This is a genomic window from Rhizobium sp. BK377 (genome assembly GCF_014193935.1).
In the GTDB taxonomy this organism is placed as follows: domain Bacteria; phylum Pseudomonadota; class Alphaproteobacteria; order Rhizobiales; family Rhizobiaceae; genus Rhizobium.
The window spans coordinates 278,765-297,906 of record NZ_JACIAC010000004.1 but is presented as its reverse complement, the minus strand read 5'-3'; the positions used below and the strand labels follow the sequence as shown (position 1 = coordinate 297,906).

At 59.5% G+C, this 19,142-nt stretch carries 17 protein-coding genes and 1 pseudogene; 10 read left to right on the top strand and 8 right to left on the bottom strand.

Annotated features, from left to right (window positions below):
• Positions 1 to 75 precede the first annotated feature (75 nt).
• Complete coding sequence (locus FHT92_RS18600) at positions 76 to 2,178, top strand: beta-galactosidase (protein WP_183828095.1); 2,103 nt, start codon at positions 76 to 78, stop codon at positions 2,176 to 2,178.
• 321 nt (positions 2,179 to 2,499) lie between these two features.
• On the opposite strand, the pseudogene FHT92_RS18595 reads toward FHT92_RS18600, so the two are convergent.
• Together FHT92_RS18595 and FHT92_RS18590 are read right to left on the bottom strand one after the other, a co-directional pair.
• Positions 2,500 to 2,772, bottom strand: a pseudogene (locus tag FHT92_RS18595) (YybH family protein); the annotation flags it as partial.
• A 154-nt stretch (positions 2,773 to 2,926) separates the two neighbouring features.
• Entirely contained in the window at positions 2,927 to 3,253 is a 327-nt protein-coding gene (locus FHT92_RS18590; protein ID WP_183828093.1) for an avidin/streptavidin family protein, read from the bottom strand.
• Positions 3,254 to 3,501: 248 nt separating this feature from the next.
• On the opposite strand from FHT92_RS18590, the gene FHT92_RS18585 reads away from it, so the two are divergent.
• Positions 3,502 to 4,638, top strand: a complete 1,137-nt coding sequence (locus tag FHT92_RS18585) for an ROK family transcriptional regulator (RefSeq protein ID WP_183828090.1) — start codon at positions 3,502 to 3,504, stop codon at positions 4,636 to 4,638.
• 15 nt (positions 4,639 to 4,653) lie between these two features.
• On the opposite strand, the gene FHT92_RS18580 is transcribed toward FHT92_RS18585, so the two are convergent.
• Positions 4,654 to 5,700, bottom strand: a complete 1,047-nt coding sequence (locus FHT92_RS18580; protein WP_183828087.1) for a Gfo/Idh/MocA family protein — start codon at positions 5,698 to 5,700, stop codon at positions 4,654 to 4,656.
• Between the two features lie 276 nt (positions 5,701 to 5,976).
• Here FHT92_RS18580 and FHT92_RS18575 point away from each other — a divergent pair, with 276 nt between their 5' ends.
• From FHT92_RS18575 to FHT92_RS18550, 6 genes are all read left to right on the top strand, one after another.
• Positions 5,977 to 7,275, top strand: coding sequence for an ABC transporter substrate-binding protein (locus FHT92_RS18575; RefSeq protein ID WP_183828085.1), 1,299 nt, complete (start codon positions 5,977 to 5,979; stop codon positions 7,273 to 7,275).
• An 85-nt stretch (positions 7,276 to 7,360) separates the two neighbouring features.
• Positions 7,361 to 8,290: a carbohydrate ABC transporter permease gene (locus tag FHT92_RS18570; RefSeq protein WP_183828083.1), complete on the top strand. Its 930-nt coding sequence runs from the start codon at positions 7,361 to 7,363 to the stop codon at positions 8,288 to 8,290.
• Positions 8,287 to 9,129 carry a carbohydrate ABC transporter permease gene (locus FHT92_RS18565; RefSeq protein ID WP_183828081.1) on the top strand — a complete coding sequence of 281 codons (843 nt, stop codon included), beginning with the start codon at positions 8,287 to 8,289 and terminating at the stop codon, positions 9,127 to 9,129. Before FHT92_RS18570 ends, FHT92_RS18565 begins: the two co-directional genes overlap by 4 nt.
• A 40-nt stretch (positions 9,130 to 9,169) precedes the next feature.
• Complete coding sequence (locus FHT92_RS18560) at positions 9,170 to 10,408, top strand: ROK family transcriptional regulator (protein WP_183828079.1); 1,239 nt, start codon at positions 9,170 to 9,172, stop codon at positions 10,406 to 10,408.
• Between the two features lie 31 nt (positions 10,409 to 10,439).
• Positions 10,440 to 11,294: a sugar phosphate isomerase/epimerase family protein gene (locus tag FHT92_RS18555; RefSeq protein ID WP_183748008.1), complete on the top strand. Its 855-nt coding sequence runs from the start codon at positions 10,440 to 10,442 to the stop codon at positions 11,292 to 11,294.
• A 21-nt stretch (positions 11,295 to 11,315) separates the two neighbouring features.
• A complete protein-coding gene (locus FHT92_RS18550; protein ID WP_183748005.1) occupies positions 11,316 to 12,377 on the top strand; it encodes an ABC transporter ATP-binding protein in 1,062 nt (353 codons plus the stop codon).
• A 326-nt stretch (positions 12,378 to 12,703) separates the two neighbouring features.
• On the opposite strand, the gene FHT92_RS18545 is transcribed toward FHT92_RS18550, so the two are convergent.
• Positions 12,704 to 13,027 carry a hypothetical protein gene (locus FHT92_RS18545; protein WP_183748002.1) on the bottom strand — a complete coding sequence of 108 codons (324 nt, stop codon included), beginning with the start codon at positions 13,025 to 13,027 and terminating at the stop codon, positions 12,704 to 12,706.
• A gap of 181 nt (positions 13,028 to 13,208) precedes the next feature.
• On the opposite strand from FHT92_RS18545, the gene vapB reads away from it, so the two are divergent.
• Positions 13,209 to 13,442: a type II toxin-antitoxin system VapB family antitoxin gene (gene vapB / locus FHT92_RS18540; RefSeq protein WP_183747999.1), complete on the top strand. Its 234-nt coding sequence runs from the start codon at positions 13,209 to 13,211 to the stop codon at positions 13,440 to 13,442.
• On the top strand, positions 13,442 to 13,840 hold the full coding sequence (gene vapC, locus FHT92_RS18535; protein ID WP_183747996.1) for a type II toxin-antitoxin system tRNA(fMet)-specific endonuclease VapC: 399 nt from the start codon (positions 13,442 to 13,444) through the stop codon (positions 13,838 to 13,840). Before vapB ends, vapC begins: the two co-directional genes overlap by 1 nt.
• 189 nt (positions 13,841 to 14,029) lie before the next feature.
• Here the strand turns inward: vapC and FHT92_RS18530 are convergent, their stop codons facing one another.
• Genes FHT92_RS18530 through FHT92_RS18515 form a run of 4 tightly spaced genes read right to left on the bottom strand, consistent with a single transcriptional unit; the run spans position 14,030 to position 19,120 of the window.
• Positions 14,030 to 16,168, bottom strand: a complete 2,139-nt coding sequence (locus FHT92_RS18530; protein WP_183828078.1) for a beta-galactosidase — start codon at positions 16,166 to 16,168, stop codon at positions 14,030 to 14,032.
• 18 nt (positions 16,169 to 16,186) lie between these two features.
• Positions 16,187 to 17,332: an ABC transporter ATP-binding protein gene (locus FHT92_RS18525; RefSeq protein ID WP_183747990.1), complete on the bottom strand. Its 1,146-nt coding sequence runs from the start codon at positions 17,330 to 17,332 to the stop codon at positions 16,187 to 16,189.
• 52 nt (positions 17,333 to 17,384) lie between these two features.
• On the bottom strand, positions 17,385 to 18,236 hold the full coding sequence (locus tag FHT92_RS18520) for a carbohydrate ABC transporter permease (RefSeq protein ID WP_183747987.1): 852 nt from the start codon (positions 18,234 to 18,236) through the stop codon (positions 17,385 to 17,387).
• Entirely contained in the window at positions 18,236 to 19,120 is an 885-nt protein-coding gene (locus FHT92_RS18515) for a carbohydrate ABC transporter permease (RefSeq protein ID WP_183828076.1), read from the bottom strand. Before FHT92_RS18515 ends, FHT92_RS18520 begins: the two co-directional genes overlap by 1 nt.
• Positions 19,121 to 19,142 lie beyond the last annotated feature (22 nt).

Here is a 19,142-nt window from a genome sequence, read left to right as displayed (position 1 = left end):
TCGATTGCCTCCTGCCGGAGCCACGTCTCCGGAGGGCGAAGCCATGTCCGGACATCGATAGAGAAGGACAGGACAATGCTCAGAAACGATATTCAATTCCCCTTCGGCGCAGTCTATTTCCGCAAGTCAAACCCGCCGCGCGACGACTGGGAGCGCGATTACACGACGGCTGGCGAAGACGGCCTCAACATCTTCCGCCACTGGTTCATGTGGGGCGCAATCGAGGTCGCCCCCGGCGTCTACGACTGGGAAGAATATGACCGCCAGCTCGATCTCGCCGCCAAGAACGGCATCAAGACGGTTATCGCCGAGCTCATTCATGCGGTGCCCGACTGGGCGGTGCGCAAATATGCCGATGCGCTGCAGGTCAATGCCGACGGCACCAAGCTCGGCTCTTACATGGGCGTTTCGGCAGCGACCGGCGGCTTTTCCAACAATGGCGGTGGCGCCGGTGCGCTGACACTGAACTGCCCCGAAGTGAAGGAAGCCGCAGGAAAGTTCCTGACGGCACTCGCCACCCGCTACAAGGACCATCCGGCGATCTACGGCTATGACGTCTGGAACGAGGTCAACTATTCCGCCGATGTCGATTACAGCAGCTATGCGAAGGCCGCCTTCCGCAAATGGCTGGAGAAAAAATATGGCAGCCTGAAAGTGCTCGCCAAAGCCTGGCACCGCTACAGCTACGCCGAATGGGAAGATATCGAGCCGCCGGTCCACATGGCCCCCTATCCGGAATGCATCGACTGGCTACAGTTCAAGCGTGACAACTTCTACGACCAGATGCAGTGGCGCATCGACACGATCCGTGCCGTCGACCAGAAGAACGTCATTGCCGCCCACGGCATATCAGGCGCGATCCCCAACATGGCCGCCAATGGCTGCGACGACTGGCTCGCCGCCTCCAAGGTGGAAATTTACGGTTTCACCTGGATCCAGGCGCGCAAGGGCACCGAGCCGTGGAAGACTTGGTATGGCGTCGACATCAACCGCGCCGCCGCCCGCGGCAAGCCCTTCTGGCATGCCGAGCGCCAAGGCGGCCCGCTCTGGCTGCAGCCGCAGGTAATCGGCCGCGACAAGGAAGACGGCCGTGTCGCCGAGCCCGAGGATATCCGCATCTGGAGCATGACCTCCTTTGCCGGCGGCGCTCGGGGCGTTCTGAACCTGCGCTGGCGACCGCTGCTCGACGGCCCACTCTTCGGCGCATTCGGTGCCTATGGCATGGACGGCAGCCGCACGCCGCGTTCCGATATGCAGAGCACCATGGCGAAATGGGCAAACGACCCGGCACAGAAGACGCTCTGGGACGCAAAGCCGGTGCGAGGCGAAGTCGGCATCCTCGTCGTCCCCGAAACGCAGGAATGGGATTACCTGCTGAACTACGACCGCAAGGAAAAGCCCTATCCGGAAGCCATGTGGGGCGCCTACCGTGCCTTCCTCGCGCAGGGCCTGCAGCCGGATTGGGTCCATATCGACGATATCGACGCCTACGATTTCCTTTATTTCCCCTACCCGATCATGTTTACCGCCGAGCAGGCGGCGCGTCTCAAGTCCTGGGTAGGAAAAGGTGGCACGCTGATTGCCGAAGCCTGCCCCGGCTATTTCGGCGACCGCGGCCATGTCGGCCAGGTGCAGCCGAATATGGGGCTTGACGAGGTCTTCGGCGCCCGTGAGGAAGAAGTCGAATTCATGCCCGATATCGGGGATCGCATCCATTTCAAGTTCGACGATATGGCCGTCGATGGCGGCGGTCTCCTGCAATCCTACCGCCTGACCGGCGGCACCGGCCGAGGCGCGTTCGATGGCGGCCGTCTTGCCGTCGTCGAAAATCGCTTCGGCAAGGGCCGCACCCTTCTGATCGGCACCAATCCCTCCGTTGCCTTCTTACGTACCGATGGCAAGGCCAATGCCGCGTTCTTCGCCGAACTGGTGAAATGGAGCGGCAGGACGCGCCATGTGGCGCTTTCCAACGATGCGGTCTATGCCCGTGTCCACAAAGGCGAAAACGGCGGCTTCCTATGGCTGGTCAATCCGACGCGCAAGACGCAGACGACGACCGTCACCCTTGCCGATGGGAAGCTGTCAGGCGGAGAGCCTGCCTGGCCGGTGGAATACGTCTATGACCCAGACAGCATCGAGATCCCCGCTCGGGACGCATTGATCCTGCCGCTCGAGTAGTCAGATCGGCGATTAGCAAGCTTGAGGAACCGCACGAGCTGATCGCCGCAAGGTCACAGACGCGCTGATGCGCATGATGGACTAAGAGAAGCTATCTATCTCGCCGAGGCCTCCGAAGCACTTTGTCCCCACCGAACATCGCGCACGGTGGTAGAAACAGCCAGACTGGGTCGCGCGGCCCGGAACGTCGGCTGGACATTGCCTTTTGACGATCCGGCCGATGCTTTTTTACCCATTCGAGTTAGTGCTGCCGATCTGTTGACCAGCCGGAGCGATCGCCGTCGGGAGACGATCCTTCCGACCACGCCTCGCCATCCGACCTTAGCCGGATTTCGCCAAGTCGGCATGCCGATGGACGAGCTTCCACTCGCCATCCTCCCGCCGGAATACCTCGGTCACGCGAAGGGACATCGGAACAGCCTCGCTCTTCCCCTCCAGCATCGCCTTGGCATGTTGAAGTCCCGTCCAGAAACCGATGTCGCCGCTTTCAGCAGATTGGAGGACTTCGAACTCGCCGGTGCTTCCCTCCTTGAAGGAGGCGGCACCTTTTCTGTTCGCTTCGTTGACAGCCTGGGCGCCCACAATGCGCTCCCCGGAAGGCGGAAGAACGTGGCGGGATCGTGCGACGTCGAAATGTCAATCAAGGTTTCGCTGCTGCCATTAATGTAGTCGAGCGAAACGCTTTCGCGACGTTTCATGAACTCCTCGAAGCTTTCGTTTAACACCGGCATGACCGTTCCTCCTCGGTTCAATTGCGACGCTCGAACGTGTTAGTATTCGTGATGACCGCCTTCCACCACGGCCGGTCGTCGGCGACATAGTGCCAGGCCGTTTCAAGGCGCCCTTCCCGCAGAAGCCCCGTGTAGGCCACGGCCATGTCGCCGGCTTTCCCCTTGCAGACGCTCGCAAACGAAATGCAGTTTCCGCTCGCTACGCCGACGATCGGAACTATCTCGCCGTAAAAGCCGCTGTCCTCCAAGGCCGTCTCGAATGTCCCGGATATCCTACCGGCCGCGTCGTCTTCGATCCGAACGACCGATCCGTACTGGTTGACCCACGTGCCTCGCCAATCCATGAACGTCTCCAAATGCAATGCTGCGACGTGGCAGGAACGCGTGATGAATGTGTTTGTTCGTCGAGGCAGTTCTGCGCAGTTCTCACGGCAGGATATGAGGATTTGCGCCAGCGTCGCGTGTGGAGCCGGAAAAAACCGTCCTTTATGTTGGAAAGGCTTTGTTTAATGTCGACGGGAATCAAAGGCTTGTGGTCTGTTTTCTCGTTACCTGTGATACACAAGCATTCAGGTGCTTAGGAAACACGGTCATGCGGTATCTTCGATCCGGGCCGCGGCGACGTCAGACAGAGGAAACGGCCGTTACGCGGGGTAAAACAATCGGTCTGAGGTCGGGAGAAATCGCCGACAGAAATATCCGCGTCATCCTGGAGGCGATTCGCCGGCACGGCCCGCTGACCCGCATGGAACTCGGACAGCATTCCGGGCTTACGGGGCCGGGCATTACCAATATCTTGCGCCGCCTTAGTGACGGGGGCCTGGTGACATCGCACCGGCGCAACGGAGCGGGCAGCGGTGCAACCGCCACCGAATTCGCATTACGCCCCGACGGCGCATTTTCGATCGGCGTCAAGGTCCGCCATAGCAGGGGCGAAGCCGTGCTCATCGACCTCAGCGGCCAGGTCCATGATCGCCAGTACTTTCCCCTCAATCCGGCAGCGAGAGCGCCCTCGGTCCTTTCAGTGGTCCAGACGATGACAAGGAAGCACGCGGGCATGCCGATCATCGGCCTGGGGATCGGCTCAAACGACTGGACCGCGCAGGAAAGCGATAAGCTTGAGGCTGCATCCGCGCTTCCCGTCAGTCACGTGGAAAACGAGTGCACCGCAAGCCTGCTTGCCGAGCGTACTATCGGCGCGCCTGCCCCCGAAGGCGGACTGGCGATGATCATCATCGATGAAGATGTACAAGCCGGCTTCCTCGTTCGCGGCATCCCTTATTCAGGCGTCCACGGACGCGCAGGCAGCATCGGTGAGATGCTGACAGGCCCCGACAATGTACGGCTTAACACGGTGGTCGGTTTCGGCGCGCTGCGCGCTCTGGTCGGCGATGACGAGTTCGAGCGCCTCATCGCTGGCGATAAGTCCTCTTCCCCTCAATTGACGCAGTGGATCCGCGATGCCGCAAGCCACCTGCTCGACCCCATTATAGCTATGGCCGGCTTTATCGCGCCTGGTGTCATCATGATCGGCGGCGACCTGCCGCGAAGCGTGATCGAGGCGCTGATCCACCAGCTCTCCGTCGAACGGCGCGACACATCCAAGCGTCCCTTCCTGACGCCGTGGATTTCGCCGATGAAGCCGGCAAGCTTCAGCGGCGGCGGCGTGGCGCTGGGGGCGGCGTTGCTGCCCTTCCTCAACACCCTGCTGCCGCCGGTATCTGCCTAAACGGCCCGCGTCAGCTCAGCCAAGCGCCTCGTCTTTATGGCTGATATCGGAAGCAAGCGCCTTGTCGAGCACCTTCTGGATATTCGCCGCCCTGCGGAACGATGGTTCCTGCGTCTTGCCTGCCCTCACCGCCTGGACGAAGCGCTGGTAGTTGGTCTCGACCGCGTCGAAGGGAATATCGCGCCATGTGGCGGTATGAACGTCTTCACCAAGGCAGGCGCGAAGTGTCGACTTTCCAGTATCGTAGATCATTTCGATCGAACCGGTCTCGCCATAGACTCTCAGACGCAGCTGATCCATCTGGCCGGCGGCGGTTCGCGTCGCCTGAATGGTGCCGATCGCACCCGTCGTGAAGTCGACATTCATCGTGAAACTGTCATTCGCATCGAGATCATATTCGCCGATCTTGTGGCCTGGTGCCTTGTTGAAGGTTTTCAGCCGCGCGAAAACGTGGGCGACATCAAGCCCTGAACCGTAGGACGCGAAATCCACGATGTGGATGCCGATATCGCCGAGCGCGCCATTCGATCCATGCTTTTTACTAAGCCGCCACAGCCATTTGCTTTCGGTTTTCCAGTCACCCCAATGGCGGCCGACGAGCCAGCTCTGCAGGTGCGATGCCTCGACGTGCCGTACCTCTCCGATCTCGCCGGCAAGCACCATCTGCCGACCCTTCTGCAGCGCAGGCGAATTGCGGTAAGTGAAGTTGACCATACCGACCTTCCCGGCCTTCTCGACGGCCTCGGTCATTTCCATCGCCTTTATGGCGTCTGTCGCCAGCGGCTTTTCGCAAAAGACATGCTTGCCTGCCGCTATCGCCTGAAGCGTCGTTGGGTGATGAACGCGGTCGGGCGTGACATTGGCAACGGCATCGAACTCGCCCCAGGCGATAGCTTCCTCCAGCGAACTGAAATGGTTTGGAATACCGTGCTCCGAGCAAAAGGCCGCCAGCCGCTCCGGCACGACATCGACGCCGCCCACGACGCTGACGCCTTCAATCGCCTTGAAATTCGCCGCATGCTGGTTGGCCATGCCACCCGTGCCGAGAATGAGTAAGCGCATCTGATCCTCCATAGATGTCAGGTTCGGCTATCCTCACATAGCCGAGGCAAAACCTCTCCACGCCATCGCTGATGGCGGAGTGGTCGGTTTTTTATGATCTGGAAGTGCGGCTGCGGTCCGCTAACTTGTGTTGAATGTCGCCGGCATCTCAATCCTCCCAATGCTGCGGCTTGACATCAAATCAAAGTAACTTAATCTAATTAATGCAGCATGGAAATGAGGAGAGGTCAACCGACCACCAGGCTGTATCCGTTTAAAATGGGGAGGAGACCCATCATGAAGAGAGCGTTCGTCAGCGCGTTAGCGCTGAGCACAATGTTATTTTCAGTGCCTGCCGCATTTGCCCAGGAGCTTGCGACAAAGGACAGGATCGGCGCTGCAGATGCGCCAAAAACCCTTGTCGTCCGGCTCACCAACGACAGCCCGAACAATTCCGACCCCAATATCGCAGAGGGTTACCAGAAACTCTTTGTCGACTTCATCAAGAAGCATCCGGACTGGAAATTGCAGATGCAGTTCATGTCCTCCGACATCGGCACGGAACAGGCCAAGATGCTGGAGCAGGCCAAGGCCGGGAACGCGCCGGATTGCGCTGCCGTCGACTCCTTCGTGCTCTCGCAGTTTATGGTCAATAAGGTGCTGGCGGATTTCACGCCCTATTTCTCCAAGGAAGAAGTCGACGATCTTTTCCCCTTCATCCGCAGCGGCATCACCGACAAGGATCAGACGATCCGCGCCTGGTGGTGGGATACGGACCTTCGCGTGCTCTACCGCAACAAGTCCATCGTCGCCGATGCGCCGCAGACCTGGGACGACCTGAAGAAGGCCGCACTTGCCTCCACCAAGGAAGGCATGGAAGGCGTCCTCTTCAACGGCGGGCGCTGGGAAGGCACCACCTTTGACTGGCTGGCAAACTATTGGGCGCTCGGCGGCAAGCTCGTCGACGACTCTGGCAAGCCGGTCTTCGGCGAAGGCGAGAACAAGGAGAAATTCCTAAAGGCGCTGAACTACTTCAAGGATCTCGTCGATTCCGGTGCGGCCCCCAAGCGCGTCACCACCATCGCCAATTATGACGACATGAACGCGGCGGCGGCAGCGGCGACGACGGCGCTCTTCGTCGGCGGCAACTGGCAATATGCGCAGCTGAAGGCGACCCTCGACGAAGAGGAATTCAAGAACTGGACCTTCTCGCCGATCCCCGGCCCGACCGCCGATCAACGCTCCACAGGCACCGGCGGATGGACGGTCGCATCCTTCAGCAAGGACAAGGACAAGGTGGAAATGTGCGCCAATCTCGCCCGCGAGGTCTATATGGGGCCGGCCAACGCGCTGCAGCAGCAGCTGCCAACGCGGAAATCGCTCTTCGACAAGTATGAGGTCTTCTCGACGGAAGCCAACAAGACCTTCGCCAATGCGCTGGTTAACGGCCAGGCGCGTCCCGGCGTACCGATCTATCCCGAGATCTCGAACCAGATCCAGATCATGATGGGCGATGTGCTCTCGGGAACGAAGAAACCGGAAGAAGCCCTGGATGCCGCATTCAGCGCGGCGATGGAGGCCTACAAGCGTCTCTGACCGCCCGCAGTTCTGACGCTTCAGATTACGGCGGCGCCTGCCTTCGAGGCGCTGTCGACAGTGTCAAACCCGGACAGAGAAGCCAATGAGCCCTATTGCCATCGAGGCTGACACCCCGCCTCAAAGCAGAACGTTCATGCGCCGGTTCGCCGGTGCGCCCCTGCCCTGGATCATGCCCGTGATCGTCGTCATCGGCATATTCTACCTTTATCCCGTCATCGACGTTTTCCGGCTTTCCTTCACCAATGCGACACTGATCGGCGAAAACCAGGACTATACTCTGGGTTCGATCGCCAATGCACTCAGTTCGCCGCAACTGCCCGACATTCTCTGGGCGACGCTGATCTTCGTCGGCGGCAGTGTCATCGGCCAGCAGATTCTCGGTCTCGCGGTCGCTGTCACCGTCATCCGCGGCGAAAAGCGCGGCCTGTTCGGCACCACGATTCTCAGAACGACGGCGCTGGTCGCCTGGGTCGTGCCGGGCATTGCCGGCGGTATCATCTGGCAGATGCTGTTTTCCGAAGCGCCTTATGGCGCACTGAACAGCATTTTGAGGCTGATGCACATGCCGACAGTGGCCTGGCTTTCCGATCCGGCGATGGCGCCCTGGTCGACACTGATCTCAAACATCTGGCGCGGCACGGCCTTTTCGATGGTCGTGATGTATGCGGCGCTGAAATCGATCGATCCCTCGCTCTACGAAGCCGCCGAGGTCGACGGCGCCAGCGCCTCGCAGCAGTTCTTCTTCGTGACGCTGCCGCAGCTGCGCGCCGCAATTCTCGTCAACATGATCCTGATCACCATCCAGACGGTCAACACCTTCGATGCGATCATCACGCTGACAGGCGGCGGACCGGGACGCGCGACCGAGGTGATCTCCCTCTACGTCTTCAACATCGTCTTCCGAAACTACGATCTTTCCGGCGGCAGCGTGCTTTCGGTGCTGATGCTGATCATCAGCCTCGGCCTGGCCTTCGTCTACGCGTCGTTCCTGCCGAAGGAGGAAGAGCAATGAGCAGACGCACAGGAACACCGCTCGGCGATGCCATGAGTTATCTCTTCATGCTGGTGATGTTCGTCTTCTTTGCCGGCCCCCTCACCTATCTCCTGTCGATGGCGCTGCGTGACAAGCGTGAGGTCTATCGCGGCGCGGCGCGTTATATCCCCGACAATCCCACAATCCAGAATTTCATCACCGTTCTCAACAACAGCTATTTTCCAATTTATCTCTGGAACGGCCTGAAGCTTGCGGCCTTGAGCGGGTTCGGCGTGCTGATCGTTGCCTTGCCTGCCGCTTACGCATTCTCTCGCTTCCAGTTCCGCGGCAAGGGCCTGTCGATGATGGGGCTCCTGCTTTTCCAGATGATCTCGCCGCTCGTCATCATGGTGCCGCTCTATCGCTACATGAACCGTCTCGGCCTGCTCGACACGCATTTTGCCGTCGTCATGGTCTACATCGCGCTCGGCGTCCCCCTTGCGACCTGGCTGTTGAAGAGCACCGTCGACGGCATTCCGCGTAGCCTCGACGAAGCCGCGATGATCGATGGCTGCAACCGCTTCTCGGTCTTCTGGCGCATCATTCTGCCCTTGTCGGCGCCGGGCATTGCCTCCGTCTTCATCATCACGGTGATTGCCGGCTGGTCGCAATTCCTAGTGCCTTTCCTGCTGCTCACTAAAAATGACCTGATGCCGATCGGTGTCGGAATCTTTAACTTCCGTGGCATGCAGACCGACTCGTCCATCCAGCTGCTTGCGGCCGCCTGCCTGATTTCCGTCGTTCCGGCGATCGTGGCCTTCCTGTCGCTCCAGAGGCTGATCCTCGGCGCCATGACCAGTGGCGCTGTGAAGGGATAGAGCCGGGTTGCGTGTCTGTGGCTGATAGGAGATTCCGAGCATGAACCAGGCGACCGGCGCCAGATTTTCTCCCGACCTGACGGGGGCCAACGTCGAGGATGCGGGCGAGCACAACAGAGCCGTGGTGATACGCTGCATCCATAGGCAGGCGCCAATTTCACGCGCCGAGATTGCCAGGCAGACCGGCTTCACCAAGCCGGCAATCGCCCGGATCGTCGACCGCCTGCTCGATGAGGGCCTGATCATAGAGGCTCGCCGGCGGCACGGGCTGAGGGGGCAGCCGGCAATCGAGCTCGAAATAAATCCCGACGCGTTTTTCGCGATCGGCATCGACATGGATCGCGACCACCTTACGATCCTGGCCGTCGATGCCGTCGGCAACGTGCGCGCACGCGTACACCACGAGAAACGCTATGTGCGTCCGGCCGAGTTCATGCAGCTGACGGCCGATGCCATATCGCATTTCCACCGAAGCCGCCTGGTCGACGACGCGCATCTGGCCGGGATCGGCCTTGCGATGCCGGATTGGCTTGGAGAAATCCCTTTTCTTGGCATGCCGGACGACTATTCCGAATGGACGGCATTCGACGTACGCGCTGCGCTCGAAAACCTGACGCAGCATCCGGTCTTCATCGAAAATGAGACCAATGCCGCAGCGCTTGCCGAGCTTGACTACGGCCTCGGGGCGGAAAGCCGCAGCTTTTTCTATATCGCGATCAATGCCTGCCTGGGCGGGGGCCTCGTGCTCGATGGCAATGGCCATCGCGGCGCCATGGCACTTAGCGGCGAAATCGGCTGGCTGCCGATTGCCAACCACCGGGACAAGACAGCACAGAAGGTCGATCTTCTCGGCGAGGTGGTAACGCTGTTCTTCCTTTATAAATTTCTGGCGGAACATGGCATTCGCGCAAGCGTGCCCCAGGACCTTCTTTCACTCGACGCGCACGGCAGGGCACTCGTTTCAAAGTGGCTGAAGGAAATGAGCGCGCATTTGGCTATAGCGGTCAAGCATATCGGCATGATCGTCGATCCTGACGCCATCATCATCGGTGGGCGCCTGCCGATCCGCATGATCGACGAGTTGCTCCGCTACGTTCACGAACATTTGACGGCCGGAGACGCTACTCTGCCCACGCTGCATCGCGCCTCGATCGGTGAGGATGCCTCGGCGCTCGGTGCGGCAGCGATGCCGATGGCCGCAGCCTTGATGCTCGCTTCAGCCAACGCCGTTCAACGCACTCGTTCGCCCCTCAAATTCATGGACCGCCTGAACAATTGAATCAGCCGGCAAGACCGCTGGGAGGATCTTGATGAGGATTGGTTTTTATACGTCGACATTCAACGACCGGCCGCTCGAGGAAGTGGCGGATTTTGCGGCGTCGGCCGGTTTCGATGCGATCGAAATCGATGTCGGCGGCCATATCAAGACCCCGGACAGAGTGGGGGCTGCCGTAGCACTTGCCCGGGAGCGTAACCTCTTCGTCTCCTCGATCACCTATTTCGGCAATCAGCTCGACGCTGATCGCAGCAAGCGCAATGATCTTCGTGCCCGCACGGAGGAATTTGCCGAAGCGATCGGCGAAGCGGGCGTTCCGATCTTCGTGATCTTTCCCGGACGCGACGACAATTGCGACGACGAAGCCAACTATGAGGATTTTGCCGAATTCGCCAACCGGCTGATCGAAAGGACGACCTCAAGCGGTCTCGTCTTTGCGATCGAAAACTGGCCAGGCCCGAAGGACAACTTCATCGGAACCACGCCGAAGGGATGGCAGGAGCTCTTCAAGCGGATACCCGACCGGCGCTTCGGTCTCGAATTCGACCCATCGCACCTCATCCGCATCGGCGTCGACCCCTATGCCGCGATGGACGCGGTCAAGGATCGCATCGCCATTCTCCACGCCAAGGATACCGCGATTGATGCCGCCATGCAGCAGTCCGTCGGCTATCACGGCAAGGGCTGGTGGCAGTACAAACTGCCGGGCCAGGGCCTTCTCGACTGGCAGCGTTTCCTGCGCCAGGCGCGGACCAATGGCTTCGACGGCACACTTTCGATCGAGCACGAGGACGCCGCCTACGGATGGCCGGGCAAGGATCTCGATGCCCGAAAGGAGGGTGAACGTCTTGGCCTCGCCTATCTCAGAAATGTCTTGAACACGCTTTGACAGCGACCGGGGAGGACGGAAATGGCTCATGTTAGAGTGAACAATGCGCGCAAGGATTATGGCGCATTCAAAGCCATCAAAGGTGTGTCGGTCGATATCCGCGACGGGGAGTTCGTGGTCCTTGTCGGCCCCTCAGGTTGCGGCAAATCCACCCTGCTCAGAATGATCGCTGGTCTGGAAGACATCAGCTCGGGCGAGATTCAGATCGGCAAGCATATTGTCAACGAACTGGCGCCAAAAGACCGCGATATCGCGATGGTGTTCCAGAACTATGCGCTTTATCCGCATATGACGGTCGCCAAAAACATGGGCTTCTCGTTGCGGCTGAAGCGCATGCCGAAGACGGAGATCGATCAGCGCGTCGGCAATGCCGCCAAGATCCTCGGCCTCGAGGCGCTTCTGCAGCGCTATCCGAAGCAATTGTCGGGCGGCCAGCGGCAGCGTGTTGCGATGGGCCGCGCCATCGTCCGGGATCCTGCCGTCTTCCTCTTCGACGAGCCGCTGTCGAACCTCGATGCCAAACTGCGCGTCCAGATGCGCTCCGAGATCAAGGAGCTGCATCAGCGGCTGAAAACGACGACAATCTATGTCACGCACGACCAAATCGAGGCAATGACAATGGCAGACAAGATTGTCGTGATGAAGGACGGCGTGATCGAACAGTCGGGCTCGCCGCTCGAACTCTACGACCGGCCAAATAACCTCTTCGTCGCCGGCTTCATCGGCTCTCCCGCCATGAATTTCATCGAGGGAAGCATGACGAATGAGGGTTTCCGGACCACAGACGGCCTTATTCTACCGAGCGAACGACGCCCATCCGGCGCGGTTACTTATGGCATTCGCCCTGAGCACATGATGCTCGATCGAGATGGAATCGAGGTGACAACAGTCGTTGTCGAGCCGACGGGATCCGAGACATTGGTGATTGCCCGTCTTGGCACCCAGACGATCAGCTGCGTCTTCCGGGAACGGATCAGAGCAGCCCCCGGCGATGTGCTCAGGATCGCTCCGCTCCATGATGCCGTTCACCTGTTCGACGAGGGCGGACAACGCATCACCGCGGGCGAACCAGTGCTGAACTAGTTACAAGTGACAGGACAGCGGTGACCCACCCGACTTCGTCTGCTTCGACGACGTGATTGGCGATAAATGACGGCGGCAAGCCAGGTTTCCATCGGCCCTGCTTGCCGGGCAAATTCGGCCCGAAAACATCGACCAGCTGCGACGGTGACCGATGGATCGGCTGCACGATGTTGATGGGCTTATCCGTCGGTGCCAGACTACCGATGAGCTGCTTTTCAAGTTGGAATTGATCTCGGGTCATCCGGCGAAAGTGACATGACCCCTTAGAATCCAAAAAGAAATCATAAGCGCAAGAAAAGCATTGGCACCAGTACTCGAAGCCTATGTCAAAGGTCGAGCAGCAAATCGCCAACACCTTCGTGGCCGCGGTTGCCGACATCGAGTTGCTCCGGGCGCGCGACCTCCTTGCGCTTTCTGGAACCTGTTTTTCTGCCTTTCGAAGGTAACTCCCCTGACAACTCTAGGAGTTTAGCGGCAGGCCCGACAGATCCCGATACCGCCGTGGCAGCCAGCCCCTCCATCTTGCCGGCCTCATTCTCGGCGGCAGCGACTGAAGTGTCCGATAGCCCGATGCCGGGTCGCGTGTTGCCGCTCGGCTTTTTGATTGCTGCGGCAGCGTTCTGCTGGATCTTCGGCGCGAAACGTATCATAAATGCTCACCTTCCCATTTGTTCGCTTTACGTTCTCATTGAGAAGTGCGATTCTGTCAACCTGGCTCACAGTCGAACGGCCGGAATACCACCGCTGTGCGGCGTTCTGAACTCGGCATCGACTTGCAACTATTAAACTCGCGTATTACGTATATCCCAATCGGATATACAGGAGGCTGACATGACGAGATCTACAGTGTTTACAAGCAATCGCAGCCAGGCCGTCCGGCTTCCGAAGGCTGTCGCCTTTCCGGAAGATGTGCATCAGGTCGATATTATCAAAATCGGCCGCAGCCGCGTAATAGTGCCCCAAGGCAAGCGTTGGGACGATCTATTCCTCACAGGCCCACGTGTGAGCGAGGATTTCATGAACGAGCGCGAGCAGCCAAAGACCGAAGAGCGCGAGCCGTTCTGATGCTCGCTTACATGCTCGACACCAATATCTGCATCTATGTAATGAAGAACTATCCGCTGGAGCTCCGGGAGAAATTCAACCTGCTTGCCGAGCAGCTTTGCATATCCTCAATCACGCTCGCTGAACTGTACTACGGCGCGGAGAAATCCGCTCGTCGCATTGAAAATTTGACAGCTATTGAACATTTCACGGCGCGCTTGGAAGTCCTCCCGTTCGGAGAAAAGGCGGCCTTGCACTATGGACAGGTCCGGGCAGATCTGGAGCGGGCCGGCACTCCTTGCGGCCCCCATGACATGCAAATTGGTGGTCATGCCCGTGCCGAAGGGCTGATCGTCGTCACCAACAACATGCGTGAGTTCGTTCGCATGCCCGGAGTCAGGACTGAGAACTGGGTGTAGCAATCACACGCGGATCCAGGTCGAGGGCGGCGATTGCCTCCACCCGACCCGTTCTTGATTGAGTAACACGGACACAAAAAGTCGCAAATGATCCCGCCAGGGCTAAGGATGCCCCAGCGAGTTCCATGCTTATTCGATCATCTCATTTCTAACCTGCCGGAGCGTCGGCGTTTCCGGCCGCAACATGTTTCAGGAGAGTTGCACCACGGCGCAGCCATAACCTTCGAGCGCAAGCGCGCCGTCCACCTCTTTGCCCGCATCCAAGAGATTGATGCCGGCCGGAACATGAGAGATCCTGGCTGGCTTGTCCAAGTAGTTCTGGATGAAGAGAAGGCGACGATCCTCGTTCATGCGCATCGTCACCTCGACACCCTCGGGCAAGTCGGCGATGAGCGGTTCGATCCGGGCATCGCCGAACAGACGTTCCGACAAGGCCTCTGTCAGATCCGGCGTCAGATAGGTGCCGAGATAGACGACGCGGCCCTTGCCGACCTTTCTGGATGTCGCCATCGGCCTTCCCTCGGCGTAGCGGTTGGACCAGGTGGCGATCACCTCGACGTCATCGTCGACGCTCAGGTTCTCGTAGAAGTGCCAAGCCGTCAGCTCACGATTACCGATCTTAAAGCGGCGTTCGCGCCGGTGGGATTCAGCCGGCCTGTTCGGCGGCACCACCAGTCCCCCTGATCGCTCCATGACCTCGAAGAGGCCTTTGGCGCCAGGTGCCGCAAGCCGACCGAAATCCTCCACCCTGACCCCCGTCAGCTTCGAAAGCGCCGTTCCCGGCGCGGTCTCCCTGATGACGTGATTGTTCTCGTCGCGCGTCCCCGTCCGCGCGCCGAACACCACCGTGCCGCCCTCTTCGGCGAACGACTTCAGTCGCTCCGTCCATTCGTCTTTCCACATGACCCAGTGCGGCACGTAGAGGAGTTTCAGCTTCGAGAGATCGTCTTCAGGATGAATGAACCCGCAGGCAATGCCTCGATCGTAGCAATACTGATGCAGCAGGACGGCATCGTCTTGAGGGCTCGGCAGGCCGATCGGATAGGTCTTGTGAGCCTCCTGATTGTCGAAATCCGATCCGGCAATACCGACGTCCATGCGCACATAAGTGCCAAGAATCTTATCCTGCAGCGCCGTCATCTCGGTGGCGAAGCGCTTCGCTTCGTCATAGCGATGGCGCGGGACGTCGTCATGATCGATGATCCCCATCCAGTAGATTTCGGCGCCGAAATGGGCGGGCCGCCAACGGAAGAACATCAGCCCGTCGGCGCCGCGCGCAACGGAGGACATCGCCATGCGACGCATCTCTCCGGGCTCCGGCGTCAAGGTGCAGAAGCCCGGCTGGCTGCCGAAACTCGATTGCTGTTCGGGCACGATATAGTTGCCGGAAAAGCCCCTGCAGATGTCGAGATGGAGCGCCTGCACCTTGGCGTGATTGCCGATGCGCTGGAACTCGTCGTAGAGCATCGGATAGATGTCGTAACCGACGAAATCGAGGTCGGTCGTGAACTGTCCGCGAAAGTCGATATCGCGCAGCCCGCCCAGATTGTGGAAGACGAACCATGATGGATTGACGGCACGCAGGATCTCGACCTGGTCGTGCTGGAAGCGCGCCGTCGAGAAGGCCAGGAAACGATGATAGTCCTGCACATGGCCGGGACTCGGGAAGGTCGGCCCGAAATCGATCGGCAGCACCACCTGGTCGAAGCTCTGATAAGCGGTTGCCCAGAAATCCCCTCCCCAGGCATGGTTGAGCTTGTCGATTGCACCGTATTTCTCGGCGAGAAAGACCTGAAACTCGCTAAGCGTCGCCTTTGAAAAACTCTCCGGCATGCTGGTGTTGAGTTCGTTGTCGGTCTGCCAGCCGACGACGCGCGAATTGTCACGATAGTGCTCTGCCATCGCCTTCGTGATGCGCCGGCTATGCTCGCGAAACAGCGGACTTGCGGTGTCGCAGTGCTGGCGTGACCCGTGGCTCATCGGCCGGCCCTTGCCATCCACCCGCAGGATCTCGGGATGCGCGACGGTCAGCCAGCGCGGCGGAGTGGCCGTCGGCGTGCACATGATCGTGTCGATACCGTGCTTACCGAGGACGGCGATCGCCCTGTCGAACAGGTCGAAATCGAAACGGCCGAGCTCAGGTTCGAGAATGTGCCAGGCAAATTCCGCCATCCTGACGACATTGAAGCCGGCTTTGGCCATACGCTCGGCATCGCGCTCCCAATAGCTTTCGTCGACATGTTCGGGATAATGCGGAGCGCCAACGAGAAAGCGGTCGGTCTTGACCGGATTCCAGGCAGAGATTTTTGCTGACTTGTTTTCAGACACGGGCGTCTATCCTGATACCTATTTGTCGATGATTGCCTTGTGGGTGCTGATCGTGCGGCCCCCGTCAGGCGCGAAGAGATAGAGTTCGGCGGTGTCGAGCTTGAGCGTCACGGGCTGGTCGGCCTTGAATGGAGCGACGTAGCTGAGCTGGATCGTTATGTTTCCGGTTCCGCTTTCCGATGCGACGGTCCTGAGATCGCCGTCGTCGACATAGAGGATCGTTTCACGGCCAAGATGCTCGACCAGGCGGACGACACCGTGCACTGCGCCGCTCTCTGCTTCATCCGCAACCACGGAGATGTTCTCCGGCCGCACGCCGAGCGTAAGGTTCGTACCCTTCCGGAGCGTCGCGGGATCTAAGACTTCGACCGTCGTCGGCGCCAGTCCCGGCGCGGAAACCCTGACCTGGTGACCCGAGACCTCATCGACCGTGACGGACAGGAAATTCATTCTCGGAGCGCCGAGGAATCCCGCCACGAACAGGTTGTCGGGATTGCGATAGAGTTCGAGCGGCGATCCGACCTGTTCGATAACGCCCTGATTCAAGACCACGATGCGGCTCGCCATGGTCATGGCTTCGACCTGGTCGTGGGTCACGTAAACCATGGTCGCACCGAGTTCGGAATGCAGGCTGGACAGTTCGACCCGCATTTGCGTGCGCAGTGCCGCATCCAGGTTCGACAACGGTTCGTCGAACAGGAAGACATCCGGCGAGCGCGTGATCGCGCGGCCGATCGCCACACGCTGGCGCTGGCCGCCCGACAGTTGCTTCGGCCGTTTCTCGAGCTGATCGGTAATCCGCAGAATTCTGGCCGCGCGTGTAACCGCCGCATCGATCTCCGCCTTCGGTCTTTTCGCCATGCGAAGGCCGAAGCCCATGTTTTCGGCAACGGTCATGTGCGGATAGAGGGCATAGGACTGGAAGACCATCGCGATGCCGCGGTCGCCGGGCTCCTCACGGCTGACATCGCGTCCCTTGATGAGGATCTGACCCGAGGTGATGCCTTCAAGACCGGCGATCGTCTTAAGCAGTGTCGACTTGCCGCAGCCGGACGGACCGACCATGACGATGAACTCGCCCTCTTCCACCGAAAGATCGATCCCTCTGAGGGCGTGATAGGCGCCGTAGTTCTTGTTTATCTGTCGCAGTTCGAGGCTGGTCATGCTTCCTGGCTCTCTGCTTATGAAGATCTGATTTCGGGATACCTGAGGGCGTTCATCCTTTGACCGCTCCCATTGTCAGGCCGGCGATGAAGTGCCGCTGCATCAGGAAGAACATCACCACCGGCGGGACGGCGACGACGATCGTTCCGGCCGAGATGAGGTTCCAGGCCGAGACCCATTCACCGCGCAGGTTGGCAAGGCCGGCGGTCACCGGTTTGACAGAATCGCTCACCGTCAGGACGACTGCCCAGAAGTAGTCGTTCCAGATGAAGGTGAAGAGGAGAATGGCGAGTGCCGCCAGTGCCGGCCGGACAAGGGGGACCGCGACATGAATGAGTGTCTGGAATGGCGAGGCTCCCTCCGCCCTTGCTGCCTGAAACAGTTCGTCGGGCAGAGCGGCAATGAAGTTGCGCATGAAGAGCGTCGCAAAGCCGGTCTGGAATGCGACGTGGAAAATGATCAGCGCCGTTGTTGTATCGATGAGATCGAGCCGCACCATCAGGTCGCGCACCGGGATCATCATGATTTGGTGGGGTAGGAAGTTGCCGCCGACGAAGAGTGCGAAGATCAGCATGTTTCCCGGAAACCGGTATCGCGAGAGAACGAAGCCGGAGAGCGTGCTCAGGACCAGGACGCCGATCACCGAGGGTATCGTGATCGTCAGACTGTTCAGGAAGTACTGCGCCATCGGCGTCTGAGTGAAGACGGCGGTGTAGTTGTCGACAAGGCCGAACTCGGTCGGCCATCCCCATAGGTTGCCGCCCATTACATCCGCGGTCGACCGAAACGAGGTCAGGATGATGGCAAAGAGCGGGCAGAGCCACAGGAGAAGGACGGCGAGCACGGCCAGAAAATAAAAGCGGCGATGCCAGACGGCCGTCTCGGGAATTGGGCGAGGATACATCAGCCGCCCCTTTCTTCGGTGCGGATGATCCGCGAGAGGTACCAGACGATGAAGATTGCCATGATCACGAACAGGACCGATGCGATCGCCGCGCCATATCCGAAGCGATAAGAGAAGATGGACTCCTCGAACATCTGGTAGGCGAGCACCGATGACGAGCCGAAAGGACCGCCGCGCGTCATCACCGATACCATGTCGAATGACCGAAGGGCGCCGACGACTGTCACGGCAATCGCAATGAACGTGACCTGCGTCAGTTGCGGAAGAACGATGTGCCAGAGCATGTTCCATCCCTTCGCGCCATCGACGCGCCCGGCGCCGATAAGCTCCTCGCTCAAATTATTGAGACCGGCAAGATAGAGCACCATGCAGAAGGTGATCTGCGGCCAGAGAGCTGCGATGACGATTGCGAAAGTGACGAAATGTTCGTCCGACAGCATGGCAGGTGCCGTCGCGCCAAACGCCTTGAAGACGAGCGCAAGAAGTCCGAACTCCGGTGTATAGACCCAGGTGAAGACTACGCCGACGGTCACAGAGGCGAGCACGAGCGGAATGAAGAACAGCGACTTTAAAAAGCGCATGCCGCCGATCTTCTGATTGACGAGAAGGGCAATCGCCAGTCCGAGCGGCGGTGCGGCCATGAACATCACCAGCCAGATCAGATTGTTCTTCAGCGACGTGTAAAACTGCGGATCGTTGTAGAGTTCGACATAGTTGCCGAAACCGATCCATGTCATCGGCCCCATTCCGTCCCAGTCGTGGAGACTGATCCATAGGCTTCGGACGGCCGACAGCAGGATGACCGTGAAGAACAGGATGATGGCCGGAGCGATAAGCAAAGTCGGGGTGAGCCACCAACGCTGGCGGCGCCATAACATCAACATTGTCCAGAACCTCATGGAAGAT